The sequence below is a fragment of the Mesorhizobium sp. BH1-1-5 genome (assembly GCF_020165615.1).
In the GTDB taxonomy this organism is placed as follows: domain Bacteria; phylum Pseudomonadota; class Alphaproteobacteria; order Rhizobiales; family Rhizobiaceae; genus Mesorhizobium.
Window position 1 is genome coordinate 107,006 of sequence record NZ_JAIUIM010000017.1, and the last position, 17,926, is coordinate 124,931.

A 17,926-nucleotide genomic window follows, 5' to 3' on the forward strand; every position below is an offset into this window, starting at 1 on the left:
TCGATGCCCCCAGCCTCAATGCGAACCATTGGGCCGGGCGCTTCGGCGCGTCCGTCCGTTCCAGCAAGATTCTGGGTTCCAGCAAAACTACGGCCAAGAAAACCACCACCAAAACGGTGTGATTCCCTTGGCCTAACCACCCTCTCCCGGGTCCGGCCCGGGGGACGAAACCCGCATGAGGCCAGCGGGTTTTCTCCAACAACCAAGCGGAGAGGGACAGGAGATATCAGATGAGTTTCAAGGTTGCGGTAGTCGGCGCCACGGGCAATGTGGGCCGCGAAATGCTCAACATACTGGAAGAGCGCGGCTTTCCGGTAAGCGAAGTGGTGGCGCTGGCCTCGCGGCGCAGCCAGGGCACCGAAGTGTCGTTCGGCGACAAGACGCTGAAGGTCAAGTCGCTCGACCAGTATGATTTCTCCGACACCGACATCTGCGTCATGTCGGCCGGCGGCAATGTCTCCAAGGAATGGTCGCCCAAGATCGGCAAGCAGGGCTGCGTGGTCATCGATAATTCGTCGGCCTTCCGCTACGACCAGGACGTGCCGCTGATCGTGCCGGAAGTGAATCCGGACGCGATCTCGCTGTTTACCCGCAAGAACATCATCGCCAACCCGAACTGCTCGACCGCGCAGCTCGTCGTGGCGCTGAAGCCGCTGCATGACGTCGCCACCATCAAGCGCGTCGTCGTCGCCACCTACCAGTCGGTGTCCGGCGCCGGCAAGGAAGGCATGGATGAGCTCTTTACCCAGACCCGCGCCGTGTTCGTCGCCGACGGCGTCGAGGTCAAGAAGTTCACCAAGCGCATCGCCTTCAACGTCATTCCGCATATCGACGTCTTCCTCGACGACGGCTCCACCAAGGAAGAGTGGAAGATGGTCGCCGAAACCAAGAAGATGCTCGATCCCAAGATCAAGCTGACGGCGACCTGCGTGCGCGTGCCGGTGTTCATCGGCCATTCGGAAGCGGTCAACATCGAGTTCGAGAAGCCGATCACCGCCGACGAGGCGCGCGACATCCTGCGCGAGGCGCCGGGCTGCCAGGTGCTCGATAAGCGCGAGGATGGCGGCTACATCACGCCGCTGGAATCGGCCGGCGAGGACGCCACCTTCATCTCGCGCATCCGCGAGGACTCGACCATCGACAACGGCCTGTCGATGTGGGTCGTCTCCGACAATTTGCGCAAGGGCGCGGCGCTGAACGCCGTGCAGATCGCCGAGCTCCTGGTCGAGCGCGGCCTGATCCAGCCGAAGAAGAAGGCGGCTTAATCTCGCTCACGGGCCGTATCGCCGCTGCCGCGGCGGGCCCTGCGCGGGCGCGCCGGACGACCGGCGGCCCGCGGTCGCGGGCTCGGCCTTTGGCCGGGGCGCCTTTGCCTTCTCCCCTTGTGGGAGAAGGTGGATCGGCGCGCAGCGCCGAGACGGATGAGGGGTGTTCCAGCGGAGTGAGGCGCTGGTTTTCCCTGGAGCACCCCTCATCCGTCGCCTCATCCGTCGCCTTCGGCGACACCTTCTCCCACAAGGGGAGAAGGGGAAGACCGCTCCTGCCCTTCAGGTCGAGCCTATCTTACGCGCTCGGGCGCTGAGCCAAGCCGCCGCTCTCCGCCGCCAGCTTCCGCAAGATCGCAAGCGCCTCCTCCGCCCGCTCCGCCGGCACGAACAGATGGTCATGATAGAAGGCCGAAACCGGGTTGACGCCCATGCCGGCCGCCGCCAGCTTCGCGGTGATGGCGGCGAGGAAGCCGACGGCTTCGAGCGAGGAATGGACGTCGAGCGTGATCATCCGGCAGCGGAACGTGCCGGCGAGGCCGGCGGCCTTCGCCTCGTCCTCCGTCACGATCAGCGTCAGGCCTTCATGCTCGCGAAACTGCATGACGGGATCGAGCCCCGCCGGCGTCGGCGCATCCGGGGCCAGCGTGGCGAAGACGTAGGTGCCGGCAAGCAGTTGCGGCGTCATCGATGCGAGCAGCTTTTGCAGGTCCGTTTCGCCGGTCATGTCTGCTCCCCTTCGTCTGGCGCTGTGCGACGTTCTCGACAGTCCCACTCGAAACGTCAACGGTCCGGCGCCTGGACGACATGACGATGTCGCTGGCGGCCGAGCCGCAGGTCCGTTATCGCCGTAGAGACATAACGGTTAGCAAAGGTTCGCCCGATGATCGTCCGCCCGCGCCCGACATTCCTGCAGCTGTTCTTCATCATGCGCGGCTCGGTGGTGCCGCGCATCCTGCCGCAGATTTTTGGCTTTGCCATCTATTCGGTGATCATCCTGCTCCTGGCGCGGCACTTTCAGCTCGATCTCAGCGCCTTCAGCATCGCGCCCTTCGGGCTCGTCGGCGTGACGCTGTCGATTTATCTGTCGTTCCGCAACAACGCCGCCTATGACCGCTGGTGGGAGGCGCGCAAGCTCTGGGGCGCGCTGGTCTTCGAGGTCCGCAACCTGGCGCGCGCCACCACCAGCCTGATCGGTGACCGCGCCGAGCAGCGCGCGCTGTTGATGGAGGCGCTTGCCTTCTGCCATCTGCTGCGCGGGCAATTGCGCCGGATCGACGGCAAAGAGGACGCCCGCGCCTTCATCGGCGACGAGGTCGACAAGGCCACCGCGCGCACCAACCCGGCCGACGACATGGTCCGCCGCATGGGCCGGCGCGCCAATGCGCGGCGCGAGGCGGGCGCGCTCGACCCGATCGGCTTCCGCATCCTCGACGAAAGGCTGGCCGCGATCGCCGCCATCCAGGCCGGCTGCGAGCGGATTGCCGGCACGCCCCTGCCCTTCGCCTATACGCTTCTGGTGCATCGCACGGCCTATGTCGTCTGCCTGCTCCTGCCGATCGGTCTGATCTCGACCACGGGCTGGGCGACGCCGCTGTTCACGGCGCTGATCGCCTACACCTTCTTCGGCCTCGATGCGCTGTCGGAGGAGCTCGAGGACCCGTTCGGCATCGAGGCCAACGACCTTGCGCTGGATGGGCTCTGCCGCGTCTGCGAGATTTCCGTGTTCGAGGCGCTGGACGAGACCCCGCCGAAGATGATCGCGGCCGACAAATTTTACTTCTCGTAGCCCAAGGCGCGGTTCAGCCGGCGCCAAAAAGACTCGGCCCCGTGTAGGATCGGTGCCACATGGCTCGTCCTTGGCTCGAACCGGCAGATGGCCGGCATTCGAAACCTTGGAGGGAACATCCATGAGCATTTGCGAAGCCGTGCCTGCTTCAAAGGGCGCCTTGTGGACTGGGCGCGCGCTCAGCGCCGTCGTCGTCCTGTTCATGATCTTCGACGGCGTCATCAAGCTGCCGCCGCTCGAAATCGTCACCCAGACGATGGCCGAGCTCGGCTGGCCGGCCGACGCCAATGTCGCGCGGCTCCTCGGCATCATCGGCCTGATCTCGACCGCGCTTTATGCCATCCCGCGAACCTCGGTGCTCGGCGCCATCCTGCTCACCGCCTATATGGGCGGCGCGATTTCGACCCATGTGCGGATCGGCAACCCGCTCTTCTCGCACACGCTGTTCGGCGTCTATCTCGCTGTTATCCTGTGGGGCGGGCTCTATCTGCGCGACGCAAGAGTGCGGCAGCTGATCCCGTTCAGCCGATAAGCGGAGGAAACCACGATGCTCACCACCATCCTCATCATCCTTGTCGCCATCATCGCCGCCGTGCTGATCTATGCCGCGACCCGACCGAACGATTTCGTCGTCACCCGTTCCGCCAGCATCAAGGCGCCGGCCGAGGCGATCTTCCCGCTGATCAACGATTTCAGGCGCTGGCCCGAATGGTCGCCCTTCGAAGGGCTCGATCCTCAGATGAAGCGCACGCTTTCCGGCACCGAAAGCGGCAAGGGCGCGGCCTATACCTGGGAAGGCAATTCCAAGGCCGGCAAGGGCCGCATGGAGATCACCGGTTCGGTGCCGTCGTCGCAGGTCGCGCTGAAGCTCGATTTCGAAAAGCCGTTCAGGGCCAACAACAGCGTCGACTTCTCGCTTGCGCCGTCCGGCAACGGCACGACGGTCACCTGGGCAATGCGCGGCGCGAGGCCGTTCATCGCCAAGCTGATGGGCCTGTTCATGAATTTCGACAACCTCATCGGCAAGGATTTCGAGGCTGGGCTCGACAATCTCAGACGCGCTACAGAGCGGTGAAAACCTTGTGATTTCAAGTGCCTGATAGCACGTATCTGGGCTTTGGCCGGCGCCGCGCCGGCCAATCTTCGTTGTTCCAGGGATCAAATTAGCCGTCTGTGAGTTTAGACCACGGCGGCGAGACGGCGCGTGAGAGAGGAACAGCGATGAAGAAAGCAATCACCATTCTGGTGCTGACCATGGCCTTGGGCGCCTGCTCGCAAACGGAAAAGGGCGCCGCGATTGGCGGCCTGGGCGGTGCGGCGGTCGGTGCCGCGGTGGCGGGCAATCCGGTGCAGGGCGCGGTGGTCGGCGGCGCGGTCGGCGCGGTCGCCGGCGCATTGATCGGCCATGCCAGCGAAAGCGGCCAGTGCCGCTACCGCGACCGCTACGGCCGCGTCTATGTGGCGCGCTGCCCGTCCGGCTACTGAGAATCGGGCTGATCCAAAGAAAAGCGGCGGGCATTTGCCCGCCGTTTTTATACTCCAGGAAAGACCCCGATTACTCGGCGGTGGCGGCTTCGGCCGGCGCGGCAGTCGCCGCGGCGGCAGCGGCGGCGGCGTCTTCCTGGGCCTTCTTCAAGAGGGCCGAGCGTTCCTGCGCCTTCTTGCCGGGCAGGGCCTTGTTCGGGTTCGAGCGGGCTTCGCGCTTGGCAAGGCCTGCCTCGTCGAGGAAGCGCAGAACGCGGTCGGTCGGCTGTGCGCCGTGCGACAGCCAATGCTTGACGCGATCGGCGTCGACCTTGACGCGCTCGCCGTCCTTCGGCAGCAGCGGGTTCCACGAACCCAGCGACTCGATGAAACGGCCGTCGCGCGGCGAACGGGCGTCAGCGACGACGACGTGGTAGTAAGGACGCTTCTTCGAGCCCGCACGGGCCAGTCTGATCTTCAGTGCCATTCTTTTCTCCTAAAAGCTCTGATTTCGTTGATTAGGTCTTGGCTGGGCTTCAGCCGGCTTTCGTCACGCCGTTGTTCGCGGCGATCTGTTCGTGATGACGGATGACTTCACGGACGACGAAGTTCAGGAACTTCTCCGCGAAATCCGGATCGAGGTTCGCATCCTTCGCCAGCTGGCGAAGGCGGGCGATCTGCTGCTGCTCGCGCGACGGGTCGGCGGGCGGCAGGCCATGCTCGGCCTTCAGGACGCCGACCGCCTTGGTGCAGCGGAAGCGCTCGGCCAGCATATGGATGAGGGCGGCGTCGATGTTGTCGATCGAAGCGCGGTAGCCAGCCAGGATGGCGCGTGCATCGGCCATGTCTTTCTCCTCGTTCATCGCCCCCTCACTTCTTCTTTCCAAGACCGGGCAGCCCGCCGCCGCCGAGGCCTGGAAGGCCCGGAAGCTTCATGCCGCCGGGCAAGCCCGGCAGTCCGCCGCCGCCGGGAAGTCCGCCGGGCAGGCCTTTGCCGAGACCGGTGGCCTGCGCCTGCTTCTGCAAGGCCTCGAGCTGCTTCGGATCCATCTTGGAAAAGTCCGGCATGCCACCGCCCATACCACCAGGCATCATGCCGCCAAGGCCCATCTTCGAGGCGAGGCCGCCCATCATGCCGCGCATGAGGCCGCCGCCTTTGCCCTTGCCGCCCATCGCCTTCATCATGTCGGCCATGCCGCGATGCATCTTCAACAGCTTGTTGATCTCGGCCGCGTCCGTGCCGGAGCCGGCGGCGATGCGCTTCTTGCGCGAATGCTTCAGCATGTCGGGATTGGCGCGCTCGGCCTTGGTCATCGAGGAGATGATGGCGAGCTGGCGGCCGAACATCTTGTCGTCGAGGCCGGCGGCGGCGAGTTGGTCCTTCATCTTGCCCATGCCGGGCATCATGCCCATGATGCCGCCCATGCCGCCCATTTTCGACATCTGCTGAAGCTGCTGGGCGAGGTCGTTCAAGTCGAACTTGCCCGACTGCATCTTTTTCGCCATTGCCGCCGCCTGCTCGGCGTCGATGGTCTCGGCGGCCTTCTCGACCAGGCTGACAATGTCGCCCATGCCGAGGATGCGGTCGGCGATGCGCTTGGGATGGAATTCCTCCAGCCCGTCCATCTTCTCGCCGGTGCCGATCAGCTTGATCGGCTTGCCGGTGACGGCGCGCATCGAAAGGGCTGCGCCGCCGCGGCCGTCGCCGTCCATGCGGGTGAGCACGAGGCCGGTGATGCCGACGCGTTCGTCGAAGCTTTTCGCCAGGTTCACGGCGTCCTGGCCGGTCAGCGAGTCGGCGACCAGCAGGATTTCGTGCGGGCTCGACACCTTCTTGATGTCGGCCATCTCGACCATCAGCGGCTCGTCGATATGGGTGCGGCCGGCGGTGTCGAGGATGACGACGTCGTGGCCGCCGAGCCTGGCCGCCTGCACGGCGCGCTTGGCGATGTCGACCGGGCTCTGGCCGGCGATGATCGGCAGCGTCGCCACCTTGGTCTGCTCGCCGAGCTGGCGCAGCTGCTCCTGCGCGGCGGGGCGCCGCGTGTCGAGCGAGGCCATCAGGACCTTCTTGTTCTGACGCTCGGTCAGCCGCTTGGCGATCTTGGCCGAGGTGGTCGTCTTGCCGGAGCCCTGCAGGCCGACCATCATGACGACGACGGGCGCCGGCGCGTTGAGGTCGATGGCGACGCCCTCGGCGCCGAGCATGTCGACCAGCTCGTCATGGACGATCTTGACGACCATCTGTCCGGGCTTGATCGACTTCAGCACCGCGGCGCCGACCGCCTTCTCGCGCACCTTGTCGGTGAAGGAGCGAACCACTTCCAGCGCGACGTCGGCCTCGAGCAGCGCGCGGCGAACCTCGCGCAGTGCTGCCGAGACATCCGCCTCGGACAGCGCGCCGCGGCCGGTAAGGCCGTTCAGGATGGAGCCAAGACGCTCCTGGAGGGATTCAAACATCTGCGGTCCTTCATCTCGGTGGGTTCGACCGAGAGGTAGTGCGTTCGCGCCGGGTCGCCAAGCAAAAGCGCAAAGCCAAAAAGCACCCGGGGGCGCATTGCGCTGCCGGGTGTTGGCCTCCAGGATCTCTTTACAGCACCCGCCTCAAAGAGGCTTCGGCGTCCTGGTCGGCTTTCGCGAAAGAAAACTCGTCGCGGAATTCGAGGGGGTCTAGACAGGAAATCGGCAGCGGAGTCAAGGCTAATGCATGTCGCGCAAAAGTGCGCAGCGGTTTTGCGGCAACGACATGCATCAAAAAACAATGCCCAAATTCGGGCCAAAACGCCGCGATTTGAGGCGTCTACAGCGGGCTTCGCCCGTTTGTGCCGACTCGCAGCGGCGAACGCCGATGCAAGAGCAGCAGCATCGTCAAAAGCGTGCTGACGATGCCGATGGCGGCGATCAGCACGGCGTCCCAGTTGGTCCAGTCGGAGCCTTCCAGCGGCTTGGCGTTGAGCAGGGCAAAGCCATTGTAGCCCTCCTGGTGCGAGATCAGCAGGAAGCCGGTCAGGTTGTTGCCCAGATGGGCGCCGAAACCGGCGCCGAGATTGCCGGAGACATAGACCAGCAGCGTCAGCAACAGGGCAAAGATGCCGATCGAGATGAAGACGCTGGCATTGATGGCCGAAGTCGAGGCCGAATTCCAGTGCAGCGACGTGAACAGCAGGCCCGGCAACACTGCCCAGACCAGCGGGCTCCTGAAGCGATAGGCGAGGCCGCGCAGCAGGTAACCGCGAAACAGCATCTCTTCCGACGAGGTCTGCAGGAAGGCGAGCAGTGCGATCGGCACCAGGAAGAGCAGCCAGGACGAAAAGGCGATCGGTCCGCGCGCGATCTCCGGCTGCAGCCAATAGAGCAGCACCTCGGACAACAGCGAGGTGATCAGCACTGCAATCAATCCCTTGAGGAAATCTCCGCCGGCGATACGGCGACTGACGCCGAACAGCGCCGACAGCGGCTCGCCATGCACGAAACGCATCGCCACCCACAGGCCGATCCAGATGCCGGCAAAGGAGGTCAGCGCGCTCAGGATGCCGATGGGCGATGCCAGGAAGTCCTGCATGTATTGCCCGGTCGAGGGACCGGGGAGACGCCAGACGATATGGGCATAGGTGCCGGCAAAGAGCACCAGAGCCGTCATCGCCATCCAGAAGGCGACGACGATCGCCGCCCCGAGGAACAGGCGCGGCAAGGTGGTCTTTTCGTTCGGCGAGCGGCGATAGCGCTCGAAGGCGGCATTCTCGATGGTCACGCGGCTTCCCTGCCGAAGGTTTGGCTCATGATCTAGGAGATCGGTGGTTACCGCGCGATTACGCTGTCAAGGTTGGCGGCTGAAATTGGACGCTTCAAGTGCAAAATGCGGCGCGACGTCCGAAGTTCGTCATCCTATGGCGGAGCAAGGAGCGAAGCGACGCGGCGCAGACCATAGGATCCATGCCGTTACATCTGAGCGATACCAACGGTCCAGAATTCTGCTCCTTTGCACCCTTCGGCTGAGGTCACGGCATGGATTCCAGGGTCTTCGCGACGAAGCTTCGCTCCTGCTTCGCCCTGGAATGACGACGTTGGATAGCCTCGGCCAATCTCGAACGCATGTGATGGGGCAGCTTGATCAGACGCAAGCCTGAACCATCAGCGCGCAAGCAAAACGGCCGCCATCGCAGGCGGCCGCTCTTTTGATCAAGCCCCGATCAGCGCATCACATAGACGATGCGCCGCGTGCCCGGATCGACCAGCGCCGGCTGGTTGTTCACATAGACATAGCGATACCGGTAATCCGGGATCTCGCGCAGCTCGACCGTGTCGGGCAGCGTGGCGCCGGTCACCACCTCGCCGTCGAGATAGACCGGATCGACCCGGTGCTCGCTGACATAGGTGCCGACCTCGGCCGGCGGCCTGCCGATCGACTCAATGGCGTCGCCGTCGTCGCCCGAAACGATGGCGCCGGTGTAGGTGTCCGTGGTGTAGACGTCATCGGTCGGCGGCGCCACGAGCGCGATGCCGGCATCGGCCGGGCGGCGGGTCACGACGACGCGGCTGCCGCCGAAATCGCCCGTCACATAGTCGGAATAGACCCAACCCTTGCCGCCGGCCTCGGCGATCGTGCACCATTTGCTGCCTTCGATACAGCCGCTGAGGGTGGCCGACTGGCCGGCCGCCAGCACGCCGATGACCGGATATTGCGGACCGGGGCCGGCCCGCACGTTCAAATCGGCCACGGCCTGGACGGGGGTGTCGGCAAGGGCGGCGCCCGAGATGGTGAGCAGCGCACCGGCAAGCACCGGAAACAACACGCGTTTCATGATTTTTCTCTCCGTTTTTCAACGCTCCCTCGGGCTCGGAAACGAAACAGAGGCTTATGCGTTCCGGCTAAAGTCCTTGTCGCCCGCTCACGAATTGTTCCAGGTTCTCTTCGACGCGCCTGTCAAAAGATCGTGCACGAAGCTCAATTTCCGCGCCGTCATCTCGGAAATCACGAAGGGATAGAGGTCCGGCAGGCCCATGCAGCGGTTGATCGAGTTGGAGGCTTCCGACAGCACCAGCCAGCGCGCAAGGATCTTTCCGAACGGCTCCGGCGCCGGGTCGGGATCGGCGGGGGCCGGCTGCAGGTGCCCGCCGGTGTCGCGGCGCGGGATGGCATCGGCATCCACGGTCTCCAGCTGTCCCAGCGGAAAGTTCAGCGCATGCACCATTTCCAGCGTGTCGGTGATGTGAAGATGATGCGCGAAGGTCTCGGCCCAGTCCTCCCACGGATGCGAGGTCGCATAGGCCGAGATGTGGCGTTGCTGCCAGTCGGGCGGCGCGCCTTTGGCGTAATAGGCCTTCAATGCCTGCTCATAATCGGCCTGCTCGTCGCCGAAGAGCGCGCGGAAGGCCGAAAGCCGCGTGGGATCGTCACGGATCAACCGATCCCAATAATAATGGCCGAGCTCATGTCGGAAATGGCCGAGCAGGGTGCGGTAGTTCTCGCCCATCTCGACGCGTCGTCTTTCGCGCTCGGCGGAATCAGCCTCGGCAACGTTGAGCGTGATCAAGCCGTTGTCATGGCCGGTCAGGATGCGCTCGCCGCCAGGACCGGCGCCGATCGGGTCGGCAAGGAAGTCGAAGGCAAGCCCAACCTCGTCGCCCGGGCCGCTCTTGGGCGTCACCGGCAGGCCGAAGGCGAGCAGCGAATAGATTGCGCGTTTCTTCGCCGCTTCGACCCGAATCCAGCGCCGGCGATTGCCGTCGATGGAAAGGTCGGGAATCACCTGGTTGAGGGCGCAGGCGCGGCAGAAAGTCCGGCCAGCCTCGGTCCGCCAGTTGCAGGCGCACTCATCGGCATTGCCGCACGGAAAAACGCCGCCCTTGCCACTGAGCGCGAAGTTCGCCTGCTCCGGGTCGTAGAGCACCAGGCTGGAACAATTCAGGCACTGGGCATTCTCGAAATAGAGGCGATGGCCGCAATTGGGACAGTCGAACAGCTTCATGCGTGATCAACCCGCAGGATCGGACCGTGAATGTGGACTTGGCTCTAACGCCTCCCGACATCCGGCGTTCCGAGACTATTTCGCCGCAAGCTGCGGTCTTCGCCGCGGCAAGCTCCGCCGAACCGGCGCCAATGATCACGATATCAACGTCTTTCATGAGGCAAGCCCGCCACACCTGCTGCCCGATCGTAGCAAATTGCCCTTCTTTCGCCAGTGTCGGGTGTCACGTCCCCCGCGGGGGCGGTGACAACCCGGCGTTTCGCTGGCAAATTCACAACCGGGACGTGATTCAAGGCAACCAGGAGACGGATATGGCATTTTTTGCCAAAGGAAGGATTTTCGTGGCCGCCGCGGCGGTGGTGGCGATGCTTGGGCTGGCGACGGGCGCCGAAGCCGCGGCCAGCTGCGGCAAGAACGGCGCAGGCTTCGACGCCTGGAAGCAGGACTTTGCCGCCGAGGCCAAGGCCAACGGCGTCGGCCAGAGGGGCCTTTCGGCGCTGGCCGGGGCAACCTACGCGACAAGGACGATCGCCGCCGACCGCGCCATCCACAAGGCTTTCAGCGGCTCGGTGGAGGCCTTCATGAAGCGCCGCGGCGCGTCCACCATCATCTCGAGAGGCAGGGCGCTGAAGAAGGCGAACGCGGCGATGTTCGCCAATATCGAGCGGACCTATGGCGTGCCGCCGGGCGTGCTGCTCGCCATCTGGGGCATGGAAACCGGCTTCGGCGCCTCGATGGGCAACCAGAACACGGTGTCGGCCATCCTGACGCTGGCCTATGATTGCCGCCGCCCTGACTACTTCAAGCCTCACGCCATCGCCGCGCTCAAGCTGGTCGATCGCGGGGCGCTGAGCGCTTCCTCGGTCGGTGCCATGCATGGCGAGATCGGCCACACCCAGTTCCTGCCCGGCAACGTGCTGAAATACGGCGTCGGCAGCGGAAACCTGCGCGACCGCAACACGGCGCTCGAGTCGACCGCCAACTACCTCAAGGGGCATGGCTGGCGGGCGGGTGCCGGCGCCGAGGCAAATATGGGCGCGATCGCCGGCTGGAACTCCGCGAGCGTCTACCAGCAGGCCATCGCCCAAATCGCCGAGGCGATCGACGCCAACTGATTCTGAGATTCTACTCGGCAGAACAGCCCGGCCATGCGCCGGGCTTTTTTGTTGGAATCGGAGATCGGCGAAAGCCGGGAAATCTCTAATTCCCCCGGGCGAAGTGTCGCCGAAGGCGATAGGGGCCCCGAGCGGGAAGCTGCAACATATCTTCATCATTCTAGGGCGGAGCAAGGAGCGAAGCGACGCGCGCAGACCCTGGAATGACGAAGTGAAAGAGACCGCGACCCTTCACCCTCTCTGCCCTGCCGGGCATCTGCGGGGAAGATCAGCAGCTTCAGCGACGGTTTCTCGCCGCCAGTGTGCGCAGCCGCAATCCATTCAGCCGGATAAAGCCCTCGGCGTCCTTCTGGTCGTAGGCGCCGCGATCATCCTCGAAGGTGACCAGCGCATCCGAATAGAGCGTCTTCTTCGACTTGCGGCCGGTGACGATGACATTGCCCTTGTAGAGCTTCAGCCGCACCGTGCCTTCGACGTCTTCCTGGCTCTTGTCGATCATCGCCTGCAGCATGACGCGCTCGGGCGCGAACCAGAAGCCGTTATAGATGAGCTCGGCGTAGCGCGGCATGAACTCGTCCTTGAGGTGCGCGGCGCCCCGGTCGAGCGTGATCGATTCGATCGCGCGGTGGGCGGCGATCAGGATAGTGCCGCCGGGGGTCTCGTAGACGCCGCGCGACTTCATGCCGACGAAGCGGTTCTCGACCAGGTCGAGGCGGCCGATGCCGTTGTCGCGGCCGAGGTCGTTGAGCGCCGCCAGCATTGTGGCCGGCGATAGCTTCTTGCCGTTGAGCGCGATCGGATCGCCCTTCAGGAACTCGATCTCGATTTCGGTGACGGCGTCCGGCGCGTCCATCGGCGAGACGGTGCGCTGATGCACGAATTCCGGCGGCTCGCTCCACGGGTCCTCCAGCACCTTGCCCTCGGACGAGGAGTGCAAAAGGTTCGCGTCGACCGAGAAGGGCGCCTCGCCGCGCTTGTCCTTCGCCACCGGGATCTGGTGCTGCTCGGCGAAATTGATCAGATCGGTGCGCGACTTGAACGACCAGTCGCGCCAGGGCGCGATGACCTTGATGTCGGGGTTGAGCGCGTAAGCCGACAATTCGAAGCGGACCTGGTCGTTGCCCTTGCCGGTGGCGCCATGGGCGATCGCGTCGGCGCCGGTCTCCTTGGCGATCTCGACGAGATGCTTGGAGATCAGCGGTCGGGCGATCGAGGTGCCGAGCAGGTAGGTGCCTTCATAGACGGTGTTGGCGCGGAACATCGGGAAGACGAAGTCGGCGACGAACTCCTCGCGCACGTCGACGATGCGGATGTCCTTGATGCCCATCATCTCGGCCTTCTTGCGGGCCGGCTCCAGCTCGCCGCCCTGGCCGAGATCGGCGGTGAAGGTGACGACCTCGGCGCCGAGCTCGGTCTGCAGCCATTTCAGGATGATGGAGGTGTCGAGGCCACCGGAATAGGCGAGCACGACTTTCTTGACGTTCTTGATCTTGGACATCTTTGGCGGTTCCGCGGGAAAATAACTTCGCGGGCGAGGTATCACGGCCTTTCCGGGCCGCGCAAGAGACGAACAGAGGCCTGCCGACGGCACAGGCTGGGCCAGATGATTGCCCGGGCAGCCGCTGGCGACGCAAAAACGGCCGCGTTATAGGCTGCGCGACCCATCCCGAGGCGGCCCATGTCCTTCATTCCCGACACTTCGACGCTCATCCAGTTCGCCATCGCCACTTTCATCCTGGCGATCACGCCGGGACCGGACATGACGCTGTTCGTCTCGCGGACACTGAGCCAGGGCCGCGCTCCCGGCTTTGCCTCGTTGACCGGGGCGCTCTTCGGCACGCTGATCCACACCACGCTGGTGGCGGTCGGCGTCTCGGCGCTGATCGTCGCTTCGCCAATGGCCTTCTTCGTCTTGAAGATCTTCGGCGCAGGCTATCTGGTGTTCCTGGCCTGGCAGGCGGTGACGAATGGCTCGGCCTTCTCGCCGGAGAAGAGGACCGGACCGCAGGTCTCCCTGTTCCGCAGTTGGGTGGCGGGGCTCGGCGTCAACCTGCTCAATCCCAAGATCATCCTGTTCTTCATGACCTTCCTGCCGCAATTCGTCTCCGCGCACGATCCGAACGCGTCCGGAAAACTGTTCTTCCTCGGCATGATGTTCATCGTGCTGTCGATACCGGTGACGGTGCCGATGGTGCTGGCGGCGGAGAAGTTCTCGGCGGCAATGAAGGCAAGTCCGCGCGTCACGCGCGTGGTCGATTATTTGTTCGCCGGCGTGTTCTCCGCCTTCGCGCTCAAGATCCTGACGGCGCAGGCGAAGTAGCGTTCAGGGCTCGGCATCGAGCAGCGGCGCGCGGCGCCAGCTTCCGGCCCAGCGGCCAGCGGAAAGCCAGTAGAAGATGCCGCCGACCATGCCGGCGCCGATCACGGCCAGCCTGGCATTGGTTTCGGTGACGTCGAAATTGGCGTCGCCTATGTTGTGCACGAAGCCAAGGAAGACGACAGCGATGACGGCGCCGCCGAGCGCGTAGAACAGCCAGTCGCGGCGGCCGAGCAGCTCGGCGATCAAAATGACGACAGCCGCAGGCATGAAGGCGAAATAGGCGACGAACAGCGCCACGAAAGGCACCGAGAAATAGAGCGAGGCGGTGGCCGTCGGCTCCGGACTGGCCGGCGTATAGCCCAGATGCGCCAGGACCAGGATGTTGAGGAAGGCGCTCGCCGCCAGCGAGGCGACGACATAGCCGACCAGGATGGCGGCAAAGCGGACGAGATAGGCGATGAAACGAGCCATCTTGATGCTATCCGGCGGTCGGGAGAAGTCGACCTGCGACTAGCTGATAGACAACGCCACACAGGCTGCCTGCCGCTGTTAATGCTATCAGCATATCGAGGCCAGGTGGTGCTTGCGTCAACGGATGGAACTGCATGATCGCAAACATGGTGGCACCTACCAGGGCGCCAGCGAGGATCGAAAATCTCAATCCTCGCCGTCCAGAAAACTCAGACAACGCAATCAGCGGCAACGCTGGCAAAGCGCCATAGACGGCGGCGACCCATGCGCCGACGATCAAGGCCGTCACTTGGTCCCCCAGATCGAAGAAATAGCTGCCGCTGCGCCAAAAAGACGAAGCGCCTTCATACAAAAGGAAAAGAAGGGGCATGACGAGCGACGCCGCTGCATAACCGATGACAGCGGCCACCAACCGCCTGATCAGCCTCACGCCTCGCCGTGCCCCGCGATCATCATGGCTTCCAGCGCCAGCCTGTCGACTTTGCGCATGCGCTCGGACTCCGACTTGAGCTGGCCGCAGGCGGCCAGGATGTCGCGGCCGCGCGGGGTGCGGATCGGCGAAGCATAGCCGGCGTTGTTTATGTAGTCGGCAAACTTCTCGATCGTCTCCCAGTCCGAGCACTGGTAGTTGGTGCCGGGCCAGGGGTTGAACGGGATCAAATTGATCTTGGCTGGAATGCCCTTGAGCAGCTTGACCAGCGCCTTGGCGTCCTCGAGGGAATCGTTGACGTCCTTCAGCATCACATATTCGAAGGTGATGCGCTTGGCGTTGGAGAGGCCCGGATAGGCCTTGCAGGCGGCGATCAGCTCCTTGAGCGGGAACTTCTTGTTGATCGGCACGAGCAGGTCGCGCAGGTCGTCATTGGTTGCGTGCAACGAGATCGCCAGCATAACGCCGATCTCCTCGCCGGTGCGGGCGATCTCCGGCACCACGCCCGAGGTCGACAGCGTGATGCGTCTTTTCGACAAGGAAAGCCCGTCGCCGTCGGAGGCGATCAGCAGCGCCTTCTTCACCGCCTCGAAATTATAGAGCGGCTCGCCCATGCCCATCATGACGATGTTGGACACCTTGCGCCCCTCGGCCGGCACGATGGCGCCGTCCGGCGTGTCGCGGTCGGGGAAGTCGCCGAGACGATCGCGCGCGGTGAGCAGCTGCGCCAGGATCTCCTCGGCGGTGAGGTTGCGCACCAGCTTCTGCGTGCCGGTGTGGCAGAAGGAGCAGGTCAGCGTGCAGCCGACCTGGGAGGAGATGCAGAGCGTGCCGCGGCCTTCCTCGGGGATATAGACGGTCTCGATCTCGACCGGGCGGCCGGCGCCGCGCGGCGGAAAGCGGAACAGCCATTTGCGCGTGCCGTCGGCGGAGATCTGCTCCTCGACGATCTCGGGCCGCGCGACGGTGAAGTGCTTGTCGAGCTCGGCGCGCAAGTCTTTCGAGATGTTGAACATATGCGCGAAGTCGGAGACGCCGCGCACATACATCCAGTGCCAGAGCTGCTGGGCGCGCATCTTGGCCTGGCGCTCCGGCACGATGCCGGCGCCGACAAGCGCCTCGCCGAGCTCGGCGCGGGTCAGGCCGACCAGCGACGGCTTCTCGGTGGTACGGGCGCGCAAGGCGTCGCGGGCGCCTTCGGCGGTAAGATCAAGCGAAACGGTCATGGTGGCGCCAATATAAGCGATTTGCGGCCGATTTCAGCATCGGCCGGATAAGGAAGCGCGGCGCATAGCACAGCTTGGCCGCGGAGTCATGCGCCGGCCTTTCCTTCTCCCCTTTGTGGGAGACGGTGTCGCCGAAGGCGACGGATGAGGGGTTTTCCAGCGGAGTGAGGCGCTGGCGTTCCCTGGAGCTCATTCGTCTCGGCGCTGCGCGCCGAGCCACCTTCTCCCGCAAGGGGAGAAGGGAGAGGCGGCGCAGCCTTACCCTTGCGTATCCGCCTTATGGCGATGGCCGCTGACCTGCGCACCGTCTTCCGGATGCAGGAAGAAAAACCCCGGAATGGAAAGCAGCGGGATCACCGCCGTCAGCAGGAATGCCCAATGGAACTGGTCCGCCGTCGGCGCATGGACCTCGCCGGAGACGAGGCCGAGCACCATGGCGGCGATCGAGACGCCGAGCGAGACGCTGAGCTGCTGCAGGACGCCGCCCAGGCTGGTGGCGCGGCTGAGCTTCTCGCCCGGCAGGTCGGCATAGGACAGCGTGTTGGAGGACATGAACTGCGCCGAGCGGACGATGCCGAAGAAAAAGACGTAGAGGCCGATCGCCCAATGCGGCGTATCGGCATTGAGCAGCGAGAATCCCGCCACGGCAACAGCGCCGACCACCGCGCTGCCGCTCAGCACGGCCTTGAAGCCGAAGCGCCGCAGGAAAAACGACAGCAGCGGCCGCATCAGCAAGGCGCCGAAGCTGCCGACGAAGGTCAGCGATCCAGACGTGACCGGGCTCATGCCGAAGCCGACCTGCAGCATCAACGGCAACAGGAACGGCGCGCCGTTGAGGCCGATGCGGCACAGGCCGCCGGCGAGCGTGCCGACCCAGAAGGAGCGGAAGCGAAACAACGTCAGATCCACCGCGGGCGCCGCGACGCGGCGCGCATAGCGGCCGAAGGCGAGCAGGAGCAGGACCGATGCGGCCAGCAACAGCACGGTCGCCAGCGGCGAAATGACCGGCCTGCCGATATTCTCCAGGCCGAATTGCAGCAGCGCGGCGCCGGCCCCCACCATCAGGAAGCCGGCGAAGTCGAAAGGCTGCGCCTCCTCGCCGCGGAAATCGTCGACGAAGCGCAAGGCGGCGAAAATGCCGATGAGGCCGAACGGCACGTTGACGTAGAAGATCCAGCGCCAGGACGCGTAAGTGGTGAGCAGGCCGCCGAGCAGCGGCCCGATGACGGGCCCGACGATCGCCGGCAAGGTCATGTAGGTCATGGCGGTGATCAGCCCGCTGCGCGGAAAGGAGCGCAACAGGATCAGCCGCCCGACCGGCGTCATCATGGCGCCGCCCAGACCCTGCAGCGCGCGCATGGCCAAAAGCATGCCGACGCTGTCGGCCACGCCGCACAGGACCGAGCCCAGGGTGAAGGTGAAAAGCGCCAACGCGAAGATCTTGCGGGCGCCGAACCGGTCGGCGAACCAGCCGCTGACGGGAATGAACACCGCCAGGGTCAGGATGTAGGTGGTGATCGCCAGATTGAGCCGGACCGGTGTGGTGTCGAGGCTTTGCGCGATGGCCGGGATAGCGGTGGTGAGGATGGTGGAATCGAGCTGTTCCATCAGGAAGGCGATGGCGACGATGGCCGGGATGATCAGCTTGAGACGCGGGTCGCGCTCGGTCGCAAAGAGATGCTGTTCCAATTGTCCGCCAGTTCCGTCGCGCAGGCAGCGGTGGCCCGCTGTGAGCCATCCGCGATCAAGCCGGCGTCGATGTCGTGCAGCCCAGCCGGCCCGGCCCCCCACCGCACCTGACTGCTTTATGTCCCGATCGATGCCAAGCGATAGCGATTTCGGCTGGCACAGAGGTCAACAAATCTTGAGCCCCGTCC

At 64.5% G+C, this 17,926-nt stretch carries 19 protein-coding genes; 7 read left to right on the forward strand and 12 right to left on the reverse strand.

Annotation, left to right across the window (positions count from 1 at the left end):
- The first annotated feature begins 230 nt into the window (after nt 1–230).
- A complete protein-coding gene (locus LB572_RS22410; RefSeq protein WP_140805487.1) occupies nt 231–1,265 on the forward strand; it encodes an aspartate-semialdehyde dehydrogenase in 1,035 nt (344 codons plus the stop codon).
- A 298-nt stretch (nt 1,266–1,563) separates the two neighbouring features.
- Here LB572_RS22410 and LB572_RS22415 read toward each other — a convergent pair whose 3' ends face one another.
- Nucleotides 1,564–1,992, reverse strand: coding sequence for an ACT domain-containing protein (locus LB572_RS22415; protein WP_224669241.1), 429 nt, complete (start codon nt 1,990–1,992; stop codon nt 1,564–1,566).
- 156 nt (nt 1,993–2,148) lie between these two features.
- Between LB572_RS22415 and LB572_RS22420 the strand changes: the two genes are divergently transcribed.
- From LB572_RS22420 to LB572_RS22435, 4 genes are all read left to right on the forward strand, one after another.
- Nucleotides 2,149–3,054: a bestrophin family protein gene (locus LB572_RS22420; protein ID WP_224669242.1), complete on the forward strand. Its 906-nt coding sequence runs from the start codon at nt 2,149–2,151 to the stop codon at nt 3,052–3,054.
- 121 nt (nt 3,055–3,175) lie between these two features.
- A complete protein-coding gene (locus LB572_RS22425; protein ID WP_224669243.1) occupies nt 3,176–3,586 on the forward strand; it encodes a DoxX family protein in 411 nt (136 codons plus the stop codon).
- Nucleotides 3,587–3,601: 15 nt separating this feature from the next.
- Nucleotides 3,602–4,129, forward strand: coding sequence for an SRPBCC family protein (locus tag LB572_RS22430; protein ID WP_224669244.1), 528 nt, complete (start codon nt 3,602–3,604; stop codon nt 4,127–4,129).
- A 146-nt stretch (nt 4,130–4,275) separates the two neighbouring features.
- Nucleotides 4,276–4,539 (forward strand): YMGG-like glycine zipper-containing protein, encoded by a 264-nt coding sequence (locus tag LB572_RS22435; RefSeq protein WP_140805512.1) that lies wholly within the window; start codon nt 4,276–4,278, stop codon nt 4,537–4,539.
- Nucleotides 4,540–4,609: 70 nt separating this feature from the next.
- On the opposite strand, the gene rpsP is transcribed toward LB572_RS22435, so the two are convergent.
- The 6 genes from rpsP to LB572_RS22465 form a co-directional block, all read right to left on the reverse strand.
- Complete coding sequence (rpsP, locus tag LB572_RS22440; protein WP_140805514.1) at nt 4,610–5,005, reverse strand: 30S ribosomal protein S16; 396 nt, start codon at nt 5,003–5,005, stop codon at nt 4,610–4,612.
- A gap of 49 nt (nt 5,006–5,054) precedes the next feature.
- Complete coding sequence (locus LB572_RS22445) at nt 5,055–5,381, reverse strand: chorismate mutase (RefSeq protein ID WP_140805516.1); 327 nt, start codon at nt 5,379–5,381, stop codon at nt 5,055–5,057.
- Between the two features lie 7 nt (nt 5,382–5,388).
- Nucleotides 5,389–6,978 carry a signal recognition particle protein gene (ffh, locus tag LB572_RS22450; protein ID WP_224669245.1) on the reverse strand — a complete coding sequence of 530 codons (1,590 nt, stop codon included), beginning with the start codon at nt 6,976–6,978 and terminating at the stop codon, nt 5,389–5,391.
- Between the two features lie 340 nt (nt 6,979–7,318).
- Nucleotides 7,319–8,269, reverse strand: coding sequence for a CPBP family intramembrane glutamic endopeptidase (locus tag LB572_RS22455; protein WP_224669246.1), 951 nt, complete (start codon nt 8,267–8,269; stop codon nt 7,319–7,321).
- Between the two features lie 439 nt (nt 8,270–8,708).
- Nucleotides 8,709–9,320, reverse strand: coding sequence for a DUF1236 domain-containing protein (locus LB572_RS22460; protein ID WP_224669247.1), 612 nt, complete (start codon nt 9,318–9,320; stop codon nt 8,709–8,711).
- A gap of 87 nt (nt 9,321–9,407) precedes the next feature.
- Nucleotides 9,408–10,487 (reverse strand): putative zinc-binding metallopeptidase, encoded by a 1,080-nt coding sequence (locus LB572_RS22465; RefSeq protein WP_224669248.1) that lies wholly within the window; start codon nt 10,485–10,487, stop codon nt 9,408–9,410.
- Between the two features lie 311 nt (nt 10,488–10,798).
- Here LB572_RS22465 and LB572_RS22470 point away from each other — a divergent pair, with 311 nt between their 5' ends.
- On the forward strand, nt 10,799–11,602 hold the full coding sequence (locus tag LB572_RS22470) for a lytic transglycosylase domain-containing protein (RefSeq protein ID WP_140805526.1): 804 nt from the start codon (nt 10,799–10,801) through the stop codon (nt 11,600–11,602).
- A 277-nt stretch (nt 11,603–11,879) separates the two neighbouring features.
- On the opposite strand, the gene LB572_RS22475 is transcribed toward LB572_RS22470, so the two are convergent.
- Complete coding sequence (locus LB572_RS22475) at nt 11,880–13,100, reverse strand: argininosuccinate synthase (protein ID WP_140805528.1); 1,221 nt, start codon at nt 13,098–13,100, stop codon at nt 11,880–11,882.
- Between the two features lie 180 nt (nt 13,101–13,280).
- On the opposite strand from LB572_RS22475, the gene LB572_RS22480 reads away from it, so the two are divergent.
- The gene (locus tag LB572_RS22480) at nt 13,281–13,922 is read left to right on the forward strand and encodes a LysE family translocator (RefSeq protein ID WP_224669249.1); all 642 of its coding nucleotides are present in this window, start codon (nt 13,281–13,283) and stop codon (nt 13,920–13,922) included.
- A gap of 3 nt (nt 13,923–13,925) precedes the next feature.
- On the opposite strand, the gene LB572_RS22485 is transcribed toward LB572_RS22480, so the two are convergent.
- From LB572_RS22485 to LB572_RS22500, 4 genes are all read right to left on the reverse strand, one after another.
- Nucleotides 13,926–14,393 (reverse strand): hypothetical protein, encoded by a 468-nt coding sequence (locus tag LB572_RS22485; RefSeq protein ID WP_224669250.1) that lies wholly within the window; start codon nt 14,391–14,393, stop codon nt 13,926–13,928.
- 7 nt (nt 14,394–14,400) lie between these two features.
- Nucleotides 14,401–14,802 (reverse strand): hypothetical protein, encoded by a 402-nt coding sequence (locus LB572_RS22490; protein WP_140805534.1) that lies wholly within the window; start codon nt 14,800–14,802, stop codon nt 14,401–14,403.
- A gap of 17 nt (nt 14,803–14,819) precedes the next feature.
- On the reverse strand, nt 14,820–16,049 hold the full coding sequence (gene rlmN / locus LB572_RS22495; RefSeq protein ID WP_224669251.1) for a 23S rRNA (adenine(2503)-C(2))-methyltransferase RlmN: 1,230 nt from the start codon (nt 16,047–16,049) through the stop codon (nt 14,820–14,822).
- A 258-nt stretch (nt 16,050–16,307) separates the two neighbouring features.
- Entirely contained in the window at nt 16,308–17,738 is a 1,431-nt protein-coding gene (locus tag LB572_RS22500) for a DHA2 family efflux MFS transporter permease subunit (protein WP_224669252.1), read from the reverse strand.
- Between the last annotated feature and the right edge of the window lie 188 nt (nt 17,739–17,926).

Bases quoted from the DNA above. Each gene is read 5' to 3' on its own strand.
- LB572_RS22410 (WP_140805487.1), top strand. From the start codon at position 231: ATGAGTTTCAAGGTTGCGGTAGTCGGCGCCACGGGCAATGTGGGCCGC.
- LB572_RS22415 (WP_224669241.1), bottom strand. From the start codon at position 1,992: ATGACCGGCGAAACGGACCTGCAAAAGCTGCTCGCATCGATGACGCCG.
- LB572_RS22420 (WP_224669242.1), top strand. From the start codon at position 2,149: ATGATCGTCCGCCCGCGCCCGACATTCCTGCAGCTGTTCTTCATCATG.
- LB572_RS22425 (WP_224669243.1), top strand. From the start codon at position 3,176: ATGAGCATTTGCGAAGCCGTGCCTGCTTCAAAGGGCGCCTTGTGGACT.
- LB572_RS22430 (WP_224669244.1), top strand. From the start codon at position 3,602: ATGCTCACCACCATCCTCATCATCCTTGTCGCCATCATCGCCGCCGTG.
- LB572_RS22435 (WP_140805512.1), top strand. From the start codon at position 4,276: ATGAAGAAAGCAATCACCATTCTGGTGCTGACCATGGCCTTGGGCGCC.
- rpsP (WP_140805514.1), bottom strand. From the start codon at position 5,005: ATGGCACTGAAGATCAGACTGGCCCGTGCGGGCTCGAAGAAGCGTCCT.
- LB572_RS22445 (WP_140805516.1), bottom strand. From the start codon at position 5,381: ATGAACGAGGAGAAAGACATGGCCGATGCACGCGCCATCCTGGCTGGC.
- ffh (WP_224669245.1), bottom strand. From the start codon at position 6,978: ATGTTTGAATCCCTCCAGGAGCGTCTTGGCTCCATCCTGAACGGCCTT.
- LB572_RS22460 (WP_224669247.1), bottom strand. From the start codon at position 9,320: ATGAAACGCGTGTTGTTTCCGGTGCTTGCCGGTGCGCTGCTCACCATC.
- LB572_RS22465 (WP_224669248.1), bottom strand. From the start codon at position 10,487: ATGAAGCTGTTCGACTGTCCCAATTGCGGCCATCGCCTCTATTTCGAG.
- LB572_RS22470 (WP_140805526.1), top strand. From the start codon at position 10,799: ATGGCATTTTTTGCCAAAGGAAGGATTTTCGTGGCCGCCGCGGCGGTG.
- LB572_RS22475 (WP_140805528.1), bottom strand. From the start codon at position 13,100: ATGTCCAAGATCAAGAACGTCAAGAAAGTCGTGCTCGCCTATTCCGGT.
- LB572_RS22480 (WP_224669249.1), top strand. From the start codon at position 13,281: ATGTCCTTCATTCCCGACACTTCGACGCTCATCCAGTTCGCCATCGCC.
- LB572_RS22485 (WP_224669250.1), bottom strand. From the start codon at position 14,393: ATGGCTCGTTTCATCGCCTATCTCGTCCGCTTTGCCGCCATCCTGGTC.
- rlmN (WP_224669251.1), bottom strand. From the start codon at position 16,049: ATGACCGTTTCGCTTGATCTTACCGCCGAAGGCGCCCGCGACGCCTTG.